Origin of the sequence: Leptospira tipperaryensis, assembly GCF_001729245.1 — a bacterium.
Taxonomy (GTDB): Bacteria; Spirochaetota; Leptospiria; order Leptospirales; family Leptospiraceae; genus Leptospira; species Leptospira tipperaryensis.
Genome location: NZ_CP015217.1, coordinates 3725575 through 3742474, shown reverse-complemented (window position 1 = coordinate 3742474; position 16900 = coordinate 3725575). Strand labels below are relative to the sequence as shown.

The following is a 16900-nucleotide window of genomic DNA, read 5'->3' as shown; positions in this document are numbered from 1 at the left end:
ATAGTTGCCTTAGTAACTAACGGAGGCATCTTTTACTATATGGTTTTAGTAAAAGATGCCTATGGGTTTTTAATCGTCCGATCCAATCGTTTGTTTCGATTGCATTTTCAAAGACTTTGCCAACGGAACGACATCGATATCAGTCAGGAACAATGGTTTCTGCTAAATAAAATCGCTCATAGCGAAGGATTGACTCAGGGTGATTTGACCGACGATCTCTTCGGAGATAAACCGAACATCTCAAGAATGGTGGAGAAGATGGAACAAAAAGGTTGGATCAGAAGAGTAAACGATTCGACCGATAATCGAATTTTACGTCTCCATCTTACGAAGAAAGGAAGCGCAACTCACGAAAGGATGGTGAGTATAGTAGGGGAAGAACGAAATAAAATATACGCAGGTTTAAGTTCCAAGGATTTCAAGGACTTCGAGAGAATCATCGGAATCTTGGAGAAGAACCTCCTTGCGAATTTATAGTTCCATTTTTATGATTAAACAAAAAGTAGAAAAAATATTCAATCATCGACTTCTCCTCTGGATGATATCGTTCTGTTCTTGTTTGTTGGGCTGCGGTTTCGCGTCCCCTTTGTCAAATAGAGCCGTCCGTTCATCCGAAGTTTACAGCACGTCGGAGTTCGGATTTTCTCAAGGAATCGTTACATACTCCCCAAGAACCATTTATCTTTCGGGGATCGTCGCCTGGGATCAGAAAAGACGACTTCCGGAACCTGACAATTTTGAAACGCAGACGACTCTGATTTTTGAAAATCTAAAACTCTTGCTCAAATCGGAAGGCGCAAGCTTGGACGATGTTCTTCGTCTTGAGGTCTTTATCGTAGGGATCGATCCGGTGAAACTGAGCGCCTACTCAAAGATTGCAGCGAAGAATTTTAATTCAGGACATAAGCCGGCTTCGACCGTGGTCGGGGTAGAGGCGCTCGCGAGAAAAGAGCTTATGATTGAAATTCAAGCGACTGCTTCGATTCGGTAAATTTTTATGAAAAATAGTTGCCATGGAAACTATATGGGTTAGCTAATGGTAAAGTTTATCAAAAAGGTTGCTATGGCAACATGTTTTGAGTAAGTTTATTTGAAGGAGAATGTATGAAGGTTGTAAAGTTTTTAATCACCTTTTTTGTGACGACGGCGCTTTTTGCTAATAACGAGGAAACGTCCTTAAAAACGTTGATTCAGGAGTTCGTAACAGCGGGCGACGAGAGAAACGTAAATAAATTGGAGAATATTTTGCATAAGGACTTTCGTCTTTACGCTTTTGTCGGAAACGCAAATCAGCCCTGGGAAATGAATCGGGAAGGATATCTTGGCGCTTTGAAAGAAGGAAAAATCGGCGGAAAACCGAGGACGTTAAAGATCACTGCTCTAAAGAGCGAAGGAAATCTTGCCTATGCAACGTTGTCCATGAAATCCAGTGAAATGACTTTTGTGGTAAATCAACAATGGATCAAAACCGATTCCGGTTGGAGACTTTTGCAAGATCTTGCAAACGCTCAAATCCTGAAAAAATAATCAAAGGATTTGCAGACGAACTTCATTTTGGGTCGGAGAATTATCGATGACCCATTATTTTAGTTTTTTATTATATACTTACGGTTTATTTTTATTTGAAGACTTGAATTTCCTTTTTTGAGAGGTTTATACTCAGCAATTTGCTTGCATCTCCTTTTTTCTTTAATGTTTATGAAGAAGAATCTATATTTTCTTTTTTCCTTTCAATCCAATACTGGATTCAAAGGAATTGTTTCTTCCAAATCCGATATTCTTCCTTCATACAATGTCCGCAGGGACGGAATCTATTTTTTTCGGCTTCCTGTTTTGAATTGAAAAAGACTCGATTTTCTTTCTTCATTCTTTTTCCGGAACTGCAATGAAGTTTTCCGTAAATTCTCAATCTAAGATTACCTCCGAATAGAATATTACGATTTCTGATTTCCTTTATCAGATTTTTTTCATCGATTTCTATATGAAGAATCATCCCATTAGCTCGTTGCGTCGTGAAATATGATTCCCAGAGTATAGCGTTCGCCGGAATCAATTTCACTCACGCCGTGTTTCATTTGAACTCGATAATAACCTTTGCTTCCCAACATCGGCCTGAAGTTCGTCGTGAAAAAAATCATATCTCCCTGTTTCGGTTTTAAGACGATCGCTTTGGATTGAGCTCTTGGAACGGTTTGTGTCATCACAAACTCTCCTCCTTCGTAGTCTTGATCGGGTTGATTGAGAAAGATAGCCGCTTGTATCGGAAAGTAAACTTCTCCGTAAAGGTCTTGGTGTAAAGTATTGAATCCGCCGACTCCATATTTTAAGATCAACGCAGTTGGCTTTGTCTGTTTGTTTTCACGGCAGAGTTTTTGGAGTTCTGAAAATTTTTCGGGAAACTTTTTTTCGATCTGCAATAAATCCATCCAAGAGTTTGCTATTGGCGCCAGGTAAGAATAGATGTTTTCTCGTAAGGTTTGTATGGAATCCGGCAAAGGGTAATCGAAATATTTATATTCTCCCAATCCGAATCTATATCTTTCCATGATAACGGTTTTGCGATACAATTCGGATTGATCGTAAAGTCGAATTAAGCTTTTACAATCGGAAGCGGAAATAAATTTTGAAACGACCGCGAATCCTTTTTCATTTAGTTTTTGTGCAACGTTGGACCAGTCTACTCTTTCGATCTTAGAATGGATCCCAACTCCCGGAAGGGATTTGAGAACGTGTGCCTTGTTTTTCATTGGAAAATTATAGTTCATCGATCGAGCTTCTGAAACCCGATTCTTGCTAAAAAAGTAAGAAAGGAATTTTTAAAAGAGGTCCATTTTCGCGAGTGCAGGCAAAATATTTTAGATTTTTCAAAATTTTTGAATTGATAAAATAGAACATATCGTTAATATCGGATATATAGATATGAAAAAAAATCAAGGATTGGATTCCGAAGTTCAAGAATTCTTATCCGCTTTAGCCAGCGAGACTCGCCAAAGTTTGCTTTTATCCTTTACCGATGGTAAAGAAAAAACTGTGGGAGAATTGGTCGAAGTTTCCGGTTTAGGACAATCTACGATTTCCGCACATTTGAATCAGTTGAAAAAGGGCGGGATTTTGATTCGGCGGAAATCGGGAAAGGAAGTCTATTATAAGCCGAACCGCGAAAAGATTTTGGAACACTTAACGAAACTGACCGGATATCTCCGCGGTTGTTGTTGATTTTTTTATTATTCATATCGTTAAATTCAGATATTTGGGAGTGTAGTTAAATGTTGAATCTAAAAACCGTTGTTAAACGACTTGGTTTTCCGATTTTATTTTTTGCGTTTGTTTGGATTCTTTTTCAGAACCCGGGAAACGTTTGGATCGGATATGGGTTTCTTTCCTTTTTTGCCTTTTTGGGAGTTCTTTTGGAACGATTTATCCCCTTTGAAAAAAAGTGGAACTTGAAAGATTCGGATTTAGGATCGGATGTGGTTTTCTTTTTAATCCAACCGATCTTAGCGCCTTTGACGGGAAGCCTTATCACTTTAATTACGATCCAACTTATGAATTACTATGGGATCGTTTCTCCCAATATGCAAAGTAAGTCTTTGTCATTCCAAGTCATTCTCGGAATGTTTTTGTCCGGTCTCATTCCTTATTGGCTTCATCGATTCGCACACGTTGGAGACGGTTTTCTTTGGAGAGCGCATTCCATTCACCATTCTCCAAAAAGATTGTATTGGATGAATGCCTTTCGTTCTCATCCGATTAACACGATCTGGAATACGGCGGGTTTATTGTTACCTTCTGTTTTTTTGGGGATGAGCGCGGAAGCGGTGCTAATCGTCGGTTTGTTGAATAACTTTGTATCGATCTTTAACCACATGAATATCGATTTTCGTTTGGGATTTCTAAATAAAATCATTAATATGAATGAATTGCATCGTTGGCATCATTCTCAAATTCCATCCGAAGGTAATAACAATTATAGCTCCGGAGCGCTTTCAATTTGGGATCAAGTTTTTGGATCTTACTTTTTTCCGAAGAGAAAAATGGATTCTCAATCCGTTGGTCTATTCAATCCGGAGTCGTATCCTTCAAGATCCTTAATCAAACAATTTTTGTTTCCGATCTGTAAATGTTCTTAAATCCTTTTTTAAATTCGAGGTGGGGTTCGGGTTTGACCTGCCTCGGACTAAAAAATCTTTCTTTACGATTCTTTTAAAAAGGATGCAATCGTTTTCAAATCGTCTGTTGTTAGAATCATTCAAGAATTATGATTTCATTTTTAAAAAGAAAGTTAGACGTCATTCAAAAGATCGGAGATATTTCGACCATTTTTGCCATAACAAGTATGGGCATTCTATTGGCTTGTTTGTTTATTCCTATCCTTAGTGACTATTTTAAAGAACATTCTGAATTTTTTGTGCCGATAGTTTCTTTGACGATTTTAAGCGGGGGAGTTTGGTTCGCCACAAAATTTGGTTTGCCTGTAATGATTACGGGAAGGGCTAAACAATCGGTGATTCCTGGGATCTACGAAACTGAAATCCCGTCCTTTCTTGCTAGAATCTTGGGTTTTGGTTATTTTATATTGGGGAGTTTCGGCTTTCTTCTCGGATTGATTCTTCTTCTGTTCAGTATCTTTCAAATATTCTAATATAGAGCGAAAAGAAAGGATTAAGCGGTTCTTTCGCTCTTTTAAATGAAGTCAAAATTTCGAGTTCATCTCTACAATTCGTTCACGTCCACCAAAAGAAAGTTAGGCGTAACCTGACGAAGTTTTCTCTTCGGATACGATCCTTTATCCAAAGCGACTTTCTTTTTCCAAATCATTCCATCGACTGCGTTCGAAGTATTCTTGACTTGATCGTAAAAATAGGCAGCTGATTTTTTGTTACCGAGTGCCGATTGAGTTCTGGCCAACCAGAGTTGGGCTTGCGCTTTTCGACAGGAACCCGATTCTAACTTCGAAGATTCTTCCAAAAGATCGGAAGCTTCCTTCCATTGTCCCGTTTCCAATTTGAGAATCGCTTGGAGAAACGAGATCGTGGGATCTTTTTTGGTAAGTTGTTTCGCCTTTTCCAAATGATCTAAGATTTCGATCACTCCGCCGAGTTTCGGATTGTCGTTGATCAACATCGCTTCTTTGTAGTGTTGAATCGCGGAACGGTTCTTAGATTGTGAAGTTTTCTTTTTCGATTTTGAATTTTCTTTTGGATCTATAATTTTGTATCCGGGTGTTTCAGACCAAACGATCGGAATTTCTAAATAAGGTCCGTCTCCCGTGGGAGCGCAGCCGGTGGACACATAAATTTTTTGAGCTTCCGGACTCATCACGACTGACTTTACCGAAGTGATCTGACGAATCGTTGATCCCATGATTCTCGATTCCCCGCTGTTCGGATCGATCGTGTCGCTTAACAATTCTTGCAGATCTTCCACGGTAGTTCCTCTCGAAGTTTGATCGGCGAGAATCTGTTGTGCTCTTTTATAACGGCTCAGGCTATGATTGTAAAATACGGGAGAAGCCAAGATCTCTCCCTCTTGTAATTTCGGACTTAGATAGTGATTGGTATTTACAAAAGATTCGGATCCAGGATGAGAATAGACTACGTCCATAGTTCCGAAGTTGGTTTCTATGATCGCTGCCTTTGGTCCTTTTTCTCGATAATTGGTTATAATCGCTCCCCAAGTAGAATCGATCTTATGTTTGCGTGCGATTTCAACCGCCTCATGAATGTTAGACGCTTCCGAGATAATCTTGTGTCCGAAGTCGATTACGCCTAATCCGCTAAAGCCGACCTTTTTATGAAACCTAGTATGAAAAGAAAGAGTGAGACCGGATTCGTTGAATGCTGTGATGCCCGGAGCGTCGGCTCCTCTGCAAGTCACGTAACCATAACGAAGTCCTCTTGCAGGATTGCAAAATACTACGATCGGTCTGAGATCCCATACGTCGACTCCCGGAAAATCAAAGTTCCGGGCGTGATACAACATTCTATCCTTACTCTGATTTCCCCACACGACCGCGCTCGTACACGCCGGAACCAATTGTGTTTTTCCATATTCTCCGATATGAGCGAGTTCGGGTAACATCTGAATCATTCCTAAAAGTCCGACGGAGTTTTGAAACGCGTCCATCGTAAAAAGATCCTTTTCGATCTTCGGACTTTGACCCGTTGCTTGAAGCGCCGCGATTGTCCGTTTAGAAAAATCAAGAGGCCTGTGTTTTCTCATTTGATTTTGTGCGAGTTTAAGACAAATGGATAAGAATCCTTTGGTAAGAACGTTGCGTCGATTTCTCGGTAAACTTCCTAAAAGTAGATTGCGAGCCATAACCGGATAATAATCAAAGATCGGTTCGTATTGTCCGATGCTCTTCATAATTTCTCCGAATTGACGTCCCATTTCTTCTTGGGTTCCTTTCAATTGTAATACGGCAAGTGGATGTGTTTGACGGTTCATGAAGTCGAGAATATCACAAGAAAGAATCGGAGTCGACCTTACCGATCGGTCGGGCTGTTCGATCTTATCGGATAGGTCCTTTTGGAAAGCGAAGATCGGAACTGGATTTTAAAATGAGGAGTCGAACTACATTATGGAATTTTTGAATTCGAGTTTGACCTACTTCGTTTATTTCGGAGCGGGCAACGCCTTCTTTTATTCAATCTTAGAATTTGTAAAGAAGACCGAGGTCAATACAACTCTCGTTGCGATTCTTTGTCTCACCGGAAGTATTTTGCTTCGATACTCTTGGTATTTTGAACCGGAGATTCTTGCGATCCCTTACGTATTTTTTCTTTTGTTTACGAGTATCACTTTGGTCGGTCCGCTCGTTTATGTTTATGTAAAATCACATCTTCAAAAAATTTCGGATGGAAACGTTGTTTTAAAAAAAATCGTTTTTCAGTATTGGTTTCATTTTGTTCCGGCGCTTTTGTTTTTTCTATTCGAGATTTTATATTTTTTTCAAGAATCGGATAAGCTCAGGGAACTTATCGTTCAAAGTTCTTTACGATTTCAATGGGATTGGATTCATCTCGCGACTTTTATCGCGTGTATTCAAGTTTCATTCTATTCTATTTTATGTCTTCGAGTCTATCGTCAAATATCGAGCAAATACGAGATCTATGAATTGAAGTTGGTCTGGGCGATTCTTCTTTTACCCGTTTTTGCGAACGTACTGATCGGAACCGGTTTCTTTTTCAAAGATGAAATTCTTTTTAAAACAGGAGCCGGTTGTATCAGTGGAATCATTCTTTTGTTATTTGTTCTTCGCGAAAATCATCCGGGATTCTTCAATGAGATGAGCGTCGCGATTCAGAATTCGAAGTATCAGAATACGATTCTTCTTTCGGAGGAGATCGAACAGGCGAACGTTCGATTGAACGATCTTATGGAAAAAAAATCTTTTTATCGAGACGGAGAATTACGTTTGGTCGATCTCGCGGCGGGTTTGGGCTTGAGTTTACATCAGACTTCTCGTTATCTCAACGAAGTTCACCGGATGAGTTTTTACGAACTCATAAATCATTATCGAGTAAAGGAAGCTTGCAAACTTTTGATCGAAGAACCTCACAAGGGAGTTTTGGATATCGGCTTTGAAGTCGGTTTTAATTCGAAGTCGGCGTTCAACTCTCAATTTTTGAAAGCAACCGGATTTTCACCGGCGCTTTATCGTAAGAATCAACTTCAGGAAAAGAAGAACCGCGAATAAAAAATCTGCCCATCCGAGACAGATTGTTTTTTAAAAAAGACTTTCCGATTTTTCTAAGGAAGAAATGTCTTCGAGACAACGTTCTCCTTGAAGTCGATTGTTACGGGAATGAATTTGTTTGGAAACGGGATACGCTCTCATCTTTTCGGAAGGAAACGTTTGAAAGAATCGGGAAATGGATTCTTTCGTGTTTATTTTTTCATCGAGCCAAGCTTCGTAACTCTCAGGCGGAAGTAATACGGGCATTCTCTTTTTATCATGATAGAGCGCAAAGAGTTCGTTCGCCGGAGTTGTGATGATGGAAAAAGTCTGAAGCGATTCTTGAGTTTGCGGATCTTTCCAACGAGAATAGATTCCCGCCATGCCGAACGGTTCGTCGTCTTTCATTCGGATCGCGTAGGGTTGTTTGTTTCCGGATGGTCCTTTCGATTCGTAAATCGCGTCGCAGGGTATGATACAACGACTGTGGAGGATCGATTCCCGAAAGGATTTGAGTTCGAAGATGGTTTCGGATTTTGCATTGAACGTAGTGAATTCGAATGCATTTTTTAAACTGGAAGACCAAGAAGGAACCAGCCAGAACATCGCGTCTTCTACCGTATAATCGATTCCGGGTTTTAAGATGATCAATGCGCCTTCCGTAAAGGAAACGTTATATCGATCGGGTGCTTCGTTTATTGATTTTGCAAAGCGAAATGAGTTTGCCTTGGACCATCGGGAGGATTGCGCAAATTTGTTACACATAGGGATTCGATCGGATTCTTTCCAAGAATCACCGACGGTTTGGTTCCGTCAAGATAGGAAAGAAAGTTATCGGAACGAGTTTTGTTTTGATCATTTCTTAAAGTTTCTAAAAATTTTGAATGAGTCGCGTTTTTACAATTCTTTCCATCGATTTTATGTTATAAAGAATTCTCAATTTGTTCAGAGGAAAAGATGAATCCAAAATTAGTGCTCAAGAAAAATATTTCCATTCAAGCCCCTATCTCTAAAGTCTGGAGCGCGATGATCGATCCGGAAGTGATCAAGCTTTATCTTTACGGAACACAGGCGATTTCCGATTGGAAGGTCGGAAGTCCGATCGTTTTTACGGGAATTTGGGAAAATCAAACCTATCGGGATCACGGAACGATTTTGAAGTTTGAAAAAGAAAAGGTTTTTCAGTATAACTATTGGAGCACTTTCTCGGGGATTCCCGATATTCCGGAAAATTATTCCGTGATCACGATGGAGTTGAGCGTGGACGGAACTTCGACGACTCTTTCGTTAACACAGGAAAATTTTCCTACGGAAACTTCCTTTGAACATTCGAATTCGGGATGGGATCATTCTCTGAAAATCCTAAAAGATCATCTGGAGAAATGATTTTTGCCTTTGTAGTATTTTTGGTTTTGTCATAGTTCCCACAAAACAAGGAATGCTTTTCTGAAATTTTCTTTGCATTCGGACTTCCAGTTCGCTTCCAATTCGAATGGCGAGCATTTTGAGTGGTTTCTTTTCCGTGGGTGTTCCTTTTTTTGGAGTGAGACCAACGCGGCAGAGATGTGAAGCGTGCGAAGCAGTCGTCTCGTAAGAGACGACCGTAGGCGTTAGCCGAAGCGCGGAACAAGCTCGTTCCTGCGACTGTTAAAATCCGATCCCGTCTTTTTCGGACAATTCGAGCAGGAGCCGCCCGAAAAAAATTAAGAGACGGTTTCGATCTTGGAAAGAATTTCTCGAATTTTTTCTTCGCTTCCTTTCGGAGTTAGAATCAGAAGAACATCACCTTCTTCTAATTTAGTTTTTCCTGTTGGAACTATATGACCGTCGCCCCGATAGATCAACGTGATCAAAGAATTTTCGGGAAAGTTTAAGGAATAGACAAACTTTCCTACGACGCTCGATCCGTAAGGAACGATAAATTCCAAAAGATTGGAATCGCTCTGCTCCCGATTTTCAAATTCAAACGGATAAGAGGCCCTCTGTTCCAATGGCGCGTCGAGTCCCAGCCATTTTACAACCTGGGGCACGCTCGTTCCCTGAAATAGAAGCGAAATCAAAACGGTAAAGAATACGAGGTGAAAGATTTTTTCCGAACCTTCCACTCCTTGCGCGAATGGAAACGTCGCCAAGATAATCGGAGCGGCGCCTCGAAGTCCGATCCAAGAGACTAGAAGTTTTTCTCTTATATTGTATCCCGATCGAAAGAGTGAGATAAAAACGGCCATCGGTCTTGCGAAGAATACAAGAAAGAGCGAGAATAGAATTCCAGTTCCGAACAGAGGAGGTATTCTACTCGGATATACAAGCAAGCCTAACGTTAAGAACATGATGATCTGCATCAACCAAGCGATTCCATCTAAGAATCTGAGATTACTTCGTTTGTGTACGAAGGATTGATTTCCTAACACAAGCCCCGCGATGTAAACGGTTAAGAACGGGTTCCCTCCGATCAATTCCGTCGCGGAATATACAAAGAGCACCGAAGCGGCGATCAAGACGGGATACAATCCTTCGTATTCCAACTTGATCCGATTGAGTCCTTTGAAGATCAGATATCCGAAGAGAAGACCGGCTCCGGTTCCGATCGAAAACTGCATGAAGATATGAAGCGCCAATTCTCCGGCTTGCGGAGGATTGGGCCCCAAAAGACTCAAGATGCTCACCGTTAAAAGAACGGCTAACGGATCGTTGCTTCCCGATTCGAGTTCTAAAAGAGAGGTCAGTCCTTTTTTCATCCCCGTATTTCTGGTTCGAAGTACGTTGAATACCGCGGCCGCATCCGTGGAAGAAACAACTGCGCCCAATAAGAATCCGATGATCGGTGAAAATCCGAGAACATAAACCGAAAAGAAACCCATCGCCGCGGCTGTGATCAAAACTCCCAAATTCCCGAGAAGAATTCCTTTCCAGAGAACCGGTTTGATCTTTAGCCATTCGGTTTCCAATCCTCCGGAAAAGAGGATGTAGGCGAGCGCTATCGAACCGACCTGTCTTGCAAGGAGAGGATTGTCAAAGTCGATTCCTCCGGGACCGTCCGATCCGGCGGCCATTCCGATCATGAGAAAGAGAAGAAGAGAGGGGAGTCCGAACTTAGAAGAAATGCGTAAAAGACCGATACTGAGAATGATCAGACCGGATAAGACAAGAGTGGTGACTTCAAATTCCATTCAATACCGTAAGTGTAAGATTCCATTTTTATGGATCGTAGACAAGAAATAGAATTTTTCTCATCCTTTTTTCAACGTTTAAAGATACGACTCGAGAAGAGCCTCTTTCAGGTTGTTCCTTAGACCCAAGAAGTTCTCGAATTCGCACCTTCTCCTTCTCTCAGTGCTTTTTTGCCAAGATCTCCGAATTCGTACAAGGAATTTTCTCTCGTAATTTCAGCTTCCAAAATCTCAATTGTACACTTGGGTTCGAGAAAAACTTCTTTGGAAGAATCGGATCTTCCTGTATTCTATGGATTCTTTTCTTAGGAGTTCTCGCAAAGGTGGATTTTACCTCGGAAGAGATGTTTTCATTTTGAAAAACGGATTCTTATCGTATTATGAATCGATTAAATTAATTTTTAAAAAAATGAAAATGAAAGTAGGATCGATCCTTAATCCTTATAGAATAAAAAAAATCTCAATTTAGATTTTTGCATAAAGGAGTTTTGAGTTTATGTATATTCCAAAAGCGTTTGAAGAAACAGACGAAAACAAATTGATCTCCTTTATCCGAGAAAATCCGTTCGGAATTGTTACCTCCGGTTCGGATGCTTCTTTGGAAGCGAGTCATCTCGTATTTCATCCCGAGAAGAATGAATCCGGAAAACTTTTTCTTTTTGGGCACTTCGCTCGCGCCAACGATCACTGGAAAAAAATCAAAGGACCGGTTTTGGTCGTCTTTCCGGGGGCCCATTGTTACGTTTCTCCAGCCTGGACCGGGGAAGCGCATGTTGTTCCGACTTGGAATTACGCTGCCGTTCATGTAGCGGGGAATCTAAGTTTTTTGGATGATCTTCAAACTCAGGAGAGAATTACCCAACTCGTCGCTTCTTACGAAATCAAACCTTCGCCGGACTGGAAATTGGATTTCGAAGATCCTTACTTTTTAAGGACGATCAAAGGTCTCGTTGCATTTCAAATCGAAGTCACGAAGTTGGAAGGAAAGTTTAAACTGAGTCAGAATAAATCCGTCGAATTTCAGACCCGAGTGGCGGATAAACTCGAAAAAATGCCGGACGAGAATTCCAAAACTATTGGTCGTTGGATGCGGGAGAATTTGAAGAATTCGAACTCACCTTGACAGAAAAATCGACCAACTCGCATCGTTAACAAATGGAACCACTCAGCTCCAGGGAACGATTGATCCAAACTACGGCCCAACTTTTACAAGAGAAGGGATATCACGGGACGGGGTTGAAAGACATTTTAAAGTTAAGCGACACACCGAGCGGTTCTTTGTATCACCATTTTCCAAATGGAAAGGAAGAATTGACTGCCGCGGCGATTTCGAGCGCGGGAGAAAGGCTCGAAAAACAGATCGAAGCCGCCGTCGCACATCACACGGATCTTTTTGGAGTGCTTCAGGAATTTACCGATCACCTCGCGCAGGAATTGGAAGAATCCGGATTTCAAAAAGGTTGTCCGATCGCGACGGTCGTCCTCGAAGTTGCCGCGGAGAATGATCGAATTCAGAAGGTTTGTTCGGAGACATATTTCAAGTGGCAAAACCTTCTCCAAAACGTTCTTCTGAAATCGGGATTGGAAGAAACTCGAGTAGAATCCGTAGCAACCTTGCTTTTGGCGGCCGTCGAAGGCGCCTTGGTGCTTTGTCGGGCTCATCGTAGCATTGCGCCCTTACACGCCGTTCGGAAGCAATTGGAAGTGGTTCTGAATACATTGATTCCTATTTGAGAGAATTTTCTTGACTGATTTTACTTTTAGAATCCAGTTGGTAGAGCGATCTATCTAGTTAATTTTGAGGAGAAAGAATGAATCTATTTATCACAGGCGCTTCCGGTTTTGTAGGAGAGGCCGCAACTCGCATTCTATCTAAAAATCATTCCGTAAAGGCGATGTCCCGTTCGGAAAAGACCGACGCTGTGATTCGAAAAGCGGGGGGTGAACCGATCCGTTCTGAGTTGAATTCCGTGAAGCCGGATTCTTTGAAAGGGATCGACGTCGTGATTCACAGCGCCGCGTATGTGGAGCAATGGGGACCTTTCGAAGATTTTTGGAAAGTCAATGTGGAAGGAACGGTGCAACTTCTGGAGGCGGCTAAAAAAGCAGGCGTCAAAAAATTTATCTTCATCGGAACCGAGGCCGCTCTCTTTTACGGACAAGCGATGATTGATATCGACGAATCGTATCCTTATCCGGAAAAAAATTCTCCCTTTCCTTATTCTCGCACAAAGGCAGAAGCTGAAAAACTCGTTCTCAAAGCCAACTCTTCGGAGATGCAAACTCTTTCTCTTCGACCTCGTTTGATCTGGGGTCCCGGTGATAAAACCGTACTTCCCGTTCTTTTAAAGATGATCAACGACGGTAGTTTTTCTTGGATCGATCAAGGAAACGCACTTACGAACACTACCCATATTTATAATTTAGTTCACGCGATCGACCTTTCTCTTTCGAAAGGACAAGGTGGAAAAGCTTATTTTATTACCGACGATGAAACATTCAAATTTCGTAATTTTCTAAGTTCTCTTCTTTTGACTCAGAAGATCGTTCCACCAAATCGTTCCATCCCGGGCTGGCTTGCTCGTTCTCTCGCGAGAATCATAGAAGGAGTTTGGAAACTTTTTAGAATTCAAAACGAGCCGCCTCTTACCCGTTTTAGCGCGAGTATCATGTCGAGAGACTGCACGATCAAAATCGACAACGCGAAAAAGGATCTTGGTTACAAACCTCTTCTTACCGTTCGGGATGGTTTGGCGGAAATGCCTGTTCTCGGAGTTTGAATTCTCTTCTTTGTCGTTGTTCCGACAAAGGGGTTCTTCTGAAATTCTTCTTGCAGCGGACTTGAAGTCCGATTTCAGATATCCTGGGACTTTTGTTTTTTCTTTTGGAGGAAACTTTCTTCAAGAGTTCGGAGTTCCGTCCAAAAATTCTCTTCGTAAACCGGAGAGAACAAACTCTTTTTTATCCTCAGTTTTTTACGAAAAAGAAAATTCTTCGGGATTTGGAGACGTGATTCAATTTATCGAATGAAGTTTCCTTTTTCATTCGAATCTCAAGAAAGAAAGGCCTTTTCGAAAGGAATACTTTCTCAAAAAAACTTCCTCATTTGAAGAGAATCAATCGATGTTTTGTTCGGTTTAAAGTCTGAGATTTTGATAGAAGACCCTAAATTGGAAAATCTGCGATCCTAAAGGAATGGGACCGAGTTTGTAAAATTTTTTCCACTTTGATAAGAATCCTTCGGTCATAAGCCTTATAAAACAAAATCGATTTTTTTGAAAAATTCCGATTTCGGATTAAAAAAATCCAGGGATTTCCCGTTTCAAACGACTTCGATTTCGAGGAATCAAGAAAAACTTTGGCTTCATTGGAACAATTCTACCGCAGAGAAAGAAGGAAGATTCTCGCTTGGATACGGTACCGCGTCGCGGATCCGGAAGAAGCGGAAGACCTGCTTCAAGAATCTTTCGTATCCGCTCTCGGTGAAATGAACGCCGCCGGCGAGATAGAGAACGTTATCGCTTACACGTACGCAGTTTTGAGAAATAAGGTCAAGGATTGGTATCGAAAACGAAAATCCGGACAGTATCGTCAATCCGCGTTAGGTGAAGAATTTTTGTTGGACTCTTATCTCCCCGATACGGCTCCCAATCCGGAAAAAGAATTTTATAGAACTCTGCTCTTGGAAGAATTAGCGATCGCGATCGATGAACTTCCCGCGGATCAGAAATTTGCCTTTGTTCAAAATTCTTTTGAAGGAAAGACGTTCCAAGAACTTTCATTGGAAACGGGAATTCCCGAAGGAACTCTTTCGGCTCGAAAGACTTACGCAAAAGAATTCTTAAATCGAAGGCTCAAAGATTTAAAATCCTTATTCCTCGAAAATTTTTAAAGGATAGAATTTTATATGGAATCAGAAATGAAACATCACCATTGCAGAAAAGGTTTCTTTTTAGGAAGAATCCTTTTTATACCGATCATCGTTTTCGGTATCGGAGCTCTCGTTTGGCAGCTCTGGAATTGGCTTATGCCCGCGATTTTCGGTTTGACTACGATCGATTATTGGCAGGCTTGCGGGCTTCTCGTATTGTCTCACCTCTTGATCAAACCTGGATTCGGATGGCACAGGGGAGGAGGACATGGAAGGGGAAGACGTTGGAAACAAAGAGTTCGCCGTCGTATGGAAGGAAGAGGATCGAAAGAGGAAAGATAAGATGTTGAAGTTACAATACTTGGATCATATCGGAATCTCCTCCGAAAATCCGGAAACGAGCGTCGCTTTTTACAGGACGCTTTTCGGAATGAGTCTCGAGGACTCAGATCAAAAGAATATTAAAACATTAAAATTAGATAATATTTCTCTGGTGATATCGAGTCTAAAAAAAGGAGAGGAGAATACGTCAAGACATCTCTTGGATCATATCGCTTTTCGAGTAGATCCGGATTCTTTTGACCGAGCCAAGGACGAACTTCATCGATTGGAAATGGAAGTTTCTGAAATAGTGGATCACGGTTTGGTTCGTTCGATTTACTTCAAGGATCCCGATGGATATCTCGTGGAATTGATATGTTGAGTTTCGACGTATTTCTCTAATAAAATTGAAACGGAAATATGTCCTCTCATTCTATCGTTTGATTTTCTCAACGAGGTTTCTTTTTACTTTACAATTTGCAGAACTCTCTTAAATAAGTCGGGATTCTTCCGTACCGTTAACACCTAACGGTACGAACGGAAATTAAGGAAAAATTTCGTCGATTCATCCAACGCCCGTCTTCCCCATGCCGAATCTAAGAAACACAATCCCTCCACCCCTCGCTTTAGAATTTATCAAGACGATTCGCCTTCTTGCCTTATCCGGAAAAAAGAATTTTCGAAAGTATTTGATCGATCCGTTGATGTATGCGGGTTGGGAGCGAGAAAAATCGCATTCTGCTCAAACCTCGGGCAAGATCATCGACAAGATACAATCCGATTCTCAAGATCCGGCTTACGTACATACGATCGGATTACACTGCAAACGTTTGGTTTCGCATTCCTTGGGTGAGAATTTGTCAGCAGTCGGAGACAGTTGTATTTTCTTTTTAGAAAAGATTCAAGAACAAGAAGCGGTTGCGGAAAGCAAAGAGTCTTTGGAATTTTTTTCGGTCATAGAAAAACCTCTCGCGGAATTCAGGGAACTCAATCGATCCAAAAGTGAAAAACTCTTTGAAGATTCGATCAAAAATTTTTCTCCCGAAGAATTGAAGAGCGTTTTAGAACCCGTAAAACTTGATACACACCGACAGAAAGTTTATTTGAACACGGAAGTGCATCGTCTCTACAATATGATTCTTACGGCGACGAAGTCGAACGATCTTCCCAAATGTAAAAAATTATTATCTTCGTATATTATAAAATTCAGCGATTCCGAGGAATACAATTTGCCCGAGGTGGAGAATCTGATTGGCGCTTTGGAAAAACGAGATCAGTTTTTTAAAGAAAATCTTAGGGATTCCTTGGCGATCGAACTCTACTATCTGATTACAAAAGGAATTCTCGAGGGAAATCTCAAAAAGGCGATTCAAGGAATCAGGAAATACGCGCATATTTTCGAAGGCGATCCGAACTCAAAATATTATTACGAAATCGACGGATTGGAACGAAGACTCTACGCCATCATACGTGAAAAAGATATAATGAAAGATATTAAAAAGGGAATTTAAAATGGCGACACTTACTATTCAGGAAAAAAAAGAAGGGAATCTTTTGATTCTTCAGATTCAAGGTGAGATTGACGCAAAGACGGCGCCGGATCTCAAGCTCAAATTGGAGTCTTCGATCGGAAACGGTTCCATTCAGATCGTCTGCGATTTCTCGGGAGTTTCTTATATCGCTTCGGCAGGGATCGGAGTTTTGAACTCGATTCTTAAATTCCTAAAAGAGAAATCCGGAGAATTAGTTTTTTCGAATATAAAAAAAGAAGTAAGGGATACGATGGACCTTATGTATTTTACGAAAAAGATCCGGACTTTTGAGACCGTAAAGGACGCGTTAGCCGGATTCTGAGCC

General features: G+C 41.1%; 21 protein-coding genes. 16 read left to right on the top strand and 5 right to left on the bottom strand.

What is annotated here, in order from left to right; translation table 11 throughout:
• Positions 1-39 precede the first annotated feature (39 nt).
• From A0128_RS17660 to A0128_RS17650, 3 genes are all read left to right on the top strand, one after another.
• Positions 40-477 (top strand): MarR family winged helix-turn-helix transcriptional regulator, encoded by a 438-nt coding sequence (locus tag A0128_RS17660; RefSeq protein WP_069608712.1) that lies wholly within the window; start codon positions 40-42, stop codon positions 475-477.
• Positions 478-586: 109 nt separating this feature from the next.
• Positions 587-991, top strand: a complete 405-nt coding sequence (locus tag A0128_RS17655; RefSeq protein WP_162274117.1) for a RidA family protein — start codon at positions 587-589, stop codon at positions 989-991.
• Between the two features lie 113 nt (positions 992-1104).
• Complete coding sequence (locus A0128_RS17650) at positions 1105-1527, top strand: nuclear transport factor 2 family protein (protein ID WP_069608710.1); 423 nt, start codon at positions 1105-1107, stop codon at positions 1525-1527.
• 220 nt (positions 1528-1747) lie between these two features.
• On the opposite strand, the gene A0128_RS22580 is transcribed toward A0128_RS17650, so the two are convergent.
• Together A0128_RS22580 and A0128_RS17640 are read right to left on the bottom strand one after the other, a co-directional pair.
• The gene (locus A0128_RS22580; RefSeq protein WP_069608709.1) at positions 1748-1993 is read right to left on the bottom strand and encodes an Ada metal-binding domain-containing protein; all 246 of its coding nucleotides are present in this window, start codon (positions 1991-1993) and stop codon (positions 1748-1750) included.
• Positions 1994-1997: 4 nt separating this feature from the next.
• Complete coding sequence (locus A0128_RS17640; protein WP_245667172.1) at positions 1998-2765, bottom strand: 2OG-Fe(II) oxygenase; 768 nt, start codon at positions 2763-2765, stop codon at positions 1998-2000.
• 154 nt (positions 2766-2919) lie between these two features.
• On the opposite strand from A0128_RS17640, the gene A0128_RS17635 reads away from it, so the two are divergent.
• The 3 genes from A0128_RS17635 to A0128_RS17625 all read left to right on the top strand — a co-directional run bounded on the left by A0128_RS17635 (position 2920) and on the right by A0128_RS17625 (position 4642).
• Positions 2920-3216 carry an ArsR/SmtB family transcription factor gene (locus A0128_RS17635; protein ID WP_069608708.1) on the top strand — a complete coding sequence of 99 codons (297 nt, stop codon included), beginning with the start codon at positions 2920-2922 and terminating at the stop codon, positions 3214-3216.
• 50 nt (positions 3217-3266) lie between these two features.
• Positions 3267-4130 carry a sterol desaturase family protein gene (locus tag A0128_RS17630; protein WP_069608707.1) on the top strand — a complete coding sequence of 288 codons (864 nt, stop codon included), beginning with the start codon at positions 3267-3269 and terminating at the stop codon, positions 4128-4130.
• A 128-nt stretch (positions 4131-4258) separates the two neighbouring features.
• Complete coding sequence (locus tag A0128_RS17625) at positions 4259-4642, top strand: hypothetical protein (RefSeq protein ID WP_069608706.1); 384 nt, start codon at positions 4259-4261, stop codon at positions 4640-4642.
• Positions 4643-4713: 71 nt separating this feature from the next.
• Here A0128_RS17625 and A0128_RS17620 read toward each other — a convergent pair whose 3' ends face one another.
• Positions 4714-6450: a C45 family peptidase gene (locus A0128_RS17620; RefSeq protein WP_069608705.1), complete on the bottom strand. Its 1737-nt coding sequence runs from the start codon at positions 6448-6450 to the stop codon at positions 4714-4716.
• A gap of 133 nt (positions 6451-6583) precedes the next feature.
• Between A0128_RS17620 and A0128_RS17615 the strand changes: the two genes are divergently transcribed.
• The gene (locus A0128_RS17615; RefSeq protein ID WP_069608704.1) at positions 6584-7702 is read left to right on the top strand and encodes a helix-turn-helix domain-containing protein; all 1119 of its coding nucleotides are present in this window, start codon (positions 6584-6586) and stop codon (positions 7700-7702) included.
• 30 nt (positions 7703-7732) lie between these two features.
• Here the strand turns inward: A0128_RS17615 and A0128_RS17610 are convergent, their stop codons facing one another.
• Positions 7733-8446, bottom strand: coding sequence for an SOS response-associated peptidase (locus tag A0128_RS17610; RefSeq protein ID WP_069608703.1), 714 nt, complete (start codon positions 8444-8446; stop codon positions 7733-7735).
• A gap of 192 nt (positions 8447-8638) precedes the next feature.
• Between A0128_RS17610 and A0128_RS17605 the strand changes: the two genes are divergently transcribed.
• Positions 8639-9067, top strand: a complete 429-nt coding sequence (locus A0128_RS17605) for an SRPBCC family protein (protein ID WP_069608702.1) — start codon at positions 8639-8641, stop codon at positions 9065-9067.
• Positions 9068-9384: 317 nt separating this feature from the next.
• Here A0128_RS17605 and A0128_RS17600 read toward each other — a convergent pair whose 3' ends face one another.
• Positions 9385-10851, bottom strand: a complete 1467-nt coding sequence (locus A0128_RS17600; RefSeq protein WP_069608701.1) for a potassium/proton antiporter — start codon at positions 10849-10851, stop codon at positions 9385-9387.
• A gap of 496 nt (positions 10852-11347) precedes the next feature.
• Here A0128_RS17600 and A0128_RS17590 point away from each other — a divergent pair, with 496 nt between their 5' ends.
• The 8 genes from A0128_RS17590 to A0128_RS17550 all read left to right on the top strand — a co-directional run bounded on the left by A0128_RS17590 (position 11348) and on the right by A0128_RS17550 (position 16897).
• Positions 11348-11974, top strand: coding sequence for an FMN-binding negative transcriptional regulator (locus A0128_RS17590; RefSeq protein ID WP_069608699.1), 627 nt, complete (start codon positions 11348-11350; stop codon positions 11972-11974).
• Positions 11975-12006: 32 nt separating this feature from the next.
• Positions 12007-12585, top strand: coding sequence for a TetR/AcrR family transcriptional regulator (locus A0128_RS17585; RefSeq protein ID WP_069608698.1), 579 nt, complete (start codon positions 12007-12009; stop codon positions 12583-12585).
• 77 nt (positions 12586-12662) lie between these two features.
• Positions 12663-13631 (top strand): NAD-dependent epimerase/dehydratase family protein, encoded by a 969-nt coding sequence (locus A0128_RS17580; protein WP_069608697.1) that lies wholly within the window; start codon positions 12663-12665, stop codon positions 13629-13631.
• A gap of 578 nt (positions 13632-14209) precedes the next feature.
• Positions 14210-14743, top strand: coding sequence for an RNA polymerase sigma factor (locus A0128_RS17570; protein WP_069608695.1), 534 nt, complete (start codon positions 14210-14212; stop codon positions 14741-14743).
• A 15-nt stretch (positions 14744-14758) separates the two neighbouring features.
• On the top strand, positions 14759-15064 hold the full coding sequence (locus tag A0128_RS17565) for a hypothetical protein (RefSeq protein WP_069608694.1): 306 nt from the start codon (positions 14759-14761) through the stop codon (positions 15062-15064).
• A 1-nt stretch (position 15065) separates the two neighbouring features.
• Positions 15066-15425, top strand: coding sequence for a VOC family protein (locus A0128_RS17560; protein WP_069608693.1), 360 nt, complete (start codon positions 15066-15068; stop codon positions 15423-15425).
• Positions 15426-15630: 205 nt separating this feature from the next.
• Positions 15631-16554 (top strand): hypothetical protein, encoded by a 924-nt coding sequence (locus A0128_RS17555; RefSeq protein ID WP_069608692.1) that lies wholly within the window; start codon positions 15631-15633, stop codon positions 16552-16554.
• A gap of 1 nt (position 16555) precedes the next feature.
• On the top strand, positions 16556-16897 hold the full coding sequence (locus tag A0128_RS17550; RefSeq protein WP_069608691.1) for an STAS domain-containing protein: 342 nt from the start codon (positions 16556-16558) through the stop codon (positions 16895-16897).
• Positions 16898-16900: the final 3 nt, after the last annotated feature.

Bases quoted from the DNA above. Each gene is read 5' to 3' on its own strand.
- A0128_RS17660 (WP_069608712.1), top strand. From the start codon at position 40: ATGGTTTTAGTAAAAGATGCCTATGGGTTTTTAATCGTCCGATCCAAT.
- A0128_RS17650 (WP_069608710.1), top strand. From the start codon at position 1,105: ATGAAGGTTGTAAAGTTTTTAATCACCTTTTTTGTGACGACGGCGCTT.
- A0128_RS22580 (WP_069608709.1), bottom strand. From the start codon at position 1,993: ATGATTCTTCATATAGAAATCGATGAAAAAAATCTGATAAAGGAAATC.
- A0128_RS17640 (WP_245667172.1), bottom strand. From the start codon at position 2,765: ATGAACTATAATTTTCCAATGAAAAACAAGGCACACGTTCTCAAATCC.
- A0128_RS17635 (WP_069608708.1), top strand. From the start codon at position 2,920: ATGAAAAAAAATCAAGGATTGGATTCCGAAGTTCAAGAATTCTTATCC.
- A0128_RS17630 (WP_069608707.1), top strand. From the start codon at position 3,267: ATGTTGAATCTAAAAACCGTTGTTAAACGACTTGGTTTTCCGATTTTA.
- A0128_RS17625 (WP_069608706.1), top strand. From the start codon at position 4,259: ATGATTTCATTTTTAAAAAGAAAGTTAGACGTCATTCAAAAGATCGGA.
- A0128_RS17620 (WP_069608705.1), bottom strand. From the start codon at position 6,450: ATGAACCGTCAAACACATCCACTTGCCGTATTACAATTGAAAGGAACC.
- A0128_RS17615 (WP_069608704.1), top strand. From the start codon at position 6,584: ATGGAATTTTTGAATTCGAGTTTGACCTACTTCGTTTATTTCGGAGCG.
- A0128_RS17610 (WP_069608703.1), bottom strand. From the start codon at position 8,446: ATGTGTAACAAATTTGCGCAATCCTCCCGATGGTCCAAGGCAAACTCA.
- A0128_RS17605 (WP_069608702.1), top strand. From the start codon at position 8,639: ATGAATCCAAAATTAGTGCTCAAGAAAAATATTTCCATTCAAGCCCCT.
- A0128_RS17600 (WP_069608701.1), bottom strand. From the start codon at position 10,851: ATGGAATTTGAAGTCACCACTCTTGTCTTATCCGGTCTGATCATTCTC.
- A0128_RS17590 (WP_069608699.1), top strand. From the start codon at position 11,348: ATGTATATTCCAAAAGCGTTTGAAGAAACAGACGAAAACAAATTGATC.
- A0128_RS17585 (WP_069608698.1), top strand. From the start codon at position 12,007: ATGGAACCACTCAGCTCCAGGGAACGATTGATCCAAACTACGGCCCAA.
- A0128_RS17580 (WP_069608697.1), top strand. From the start codon at position 12,663: ATGAATCTATTTATCACAGGCGCTTCCGGTTTTGTAGGAGAGGCCGCA.
- A0128_RS17565 (WP_069608694.1), top strand. From the start codon at position 14,759: ATGGAATCAGAAATGAAACATCACCATTGCAGAAAAGGTTTCTTTTTA.
- A0128_RS17560 (WP_069608693.1), top strand. From the start codon at position 15,066: ATGTTGAAGTTACAATACTTGGATCATATCGGAATCTCCTCCGAAAAT.
- A0128_RS17555 (WP_069608692.1), top strand. From the start codon at position 15,631: ATGCCGAATCTAAGAAACACAATCCCTCCACCCCTCGCTTTAGAATTT.
- A0128_RS17550 (WP_069608691.1), top strand. From the start codon at position 16,556: ATGGCGACACTTACTATTCAGGAAAAAAAAGAAGGGAATCTTTTGATT.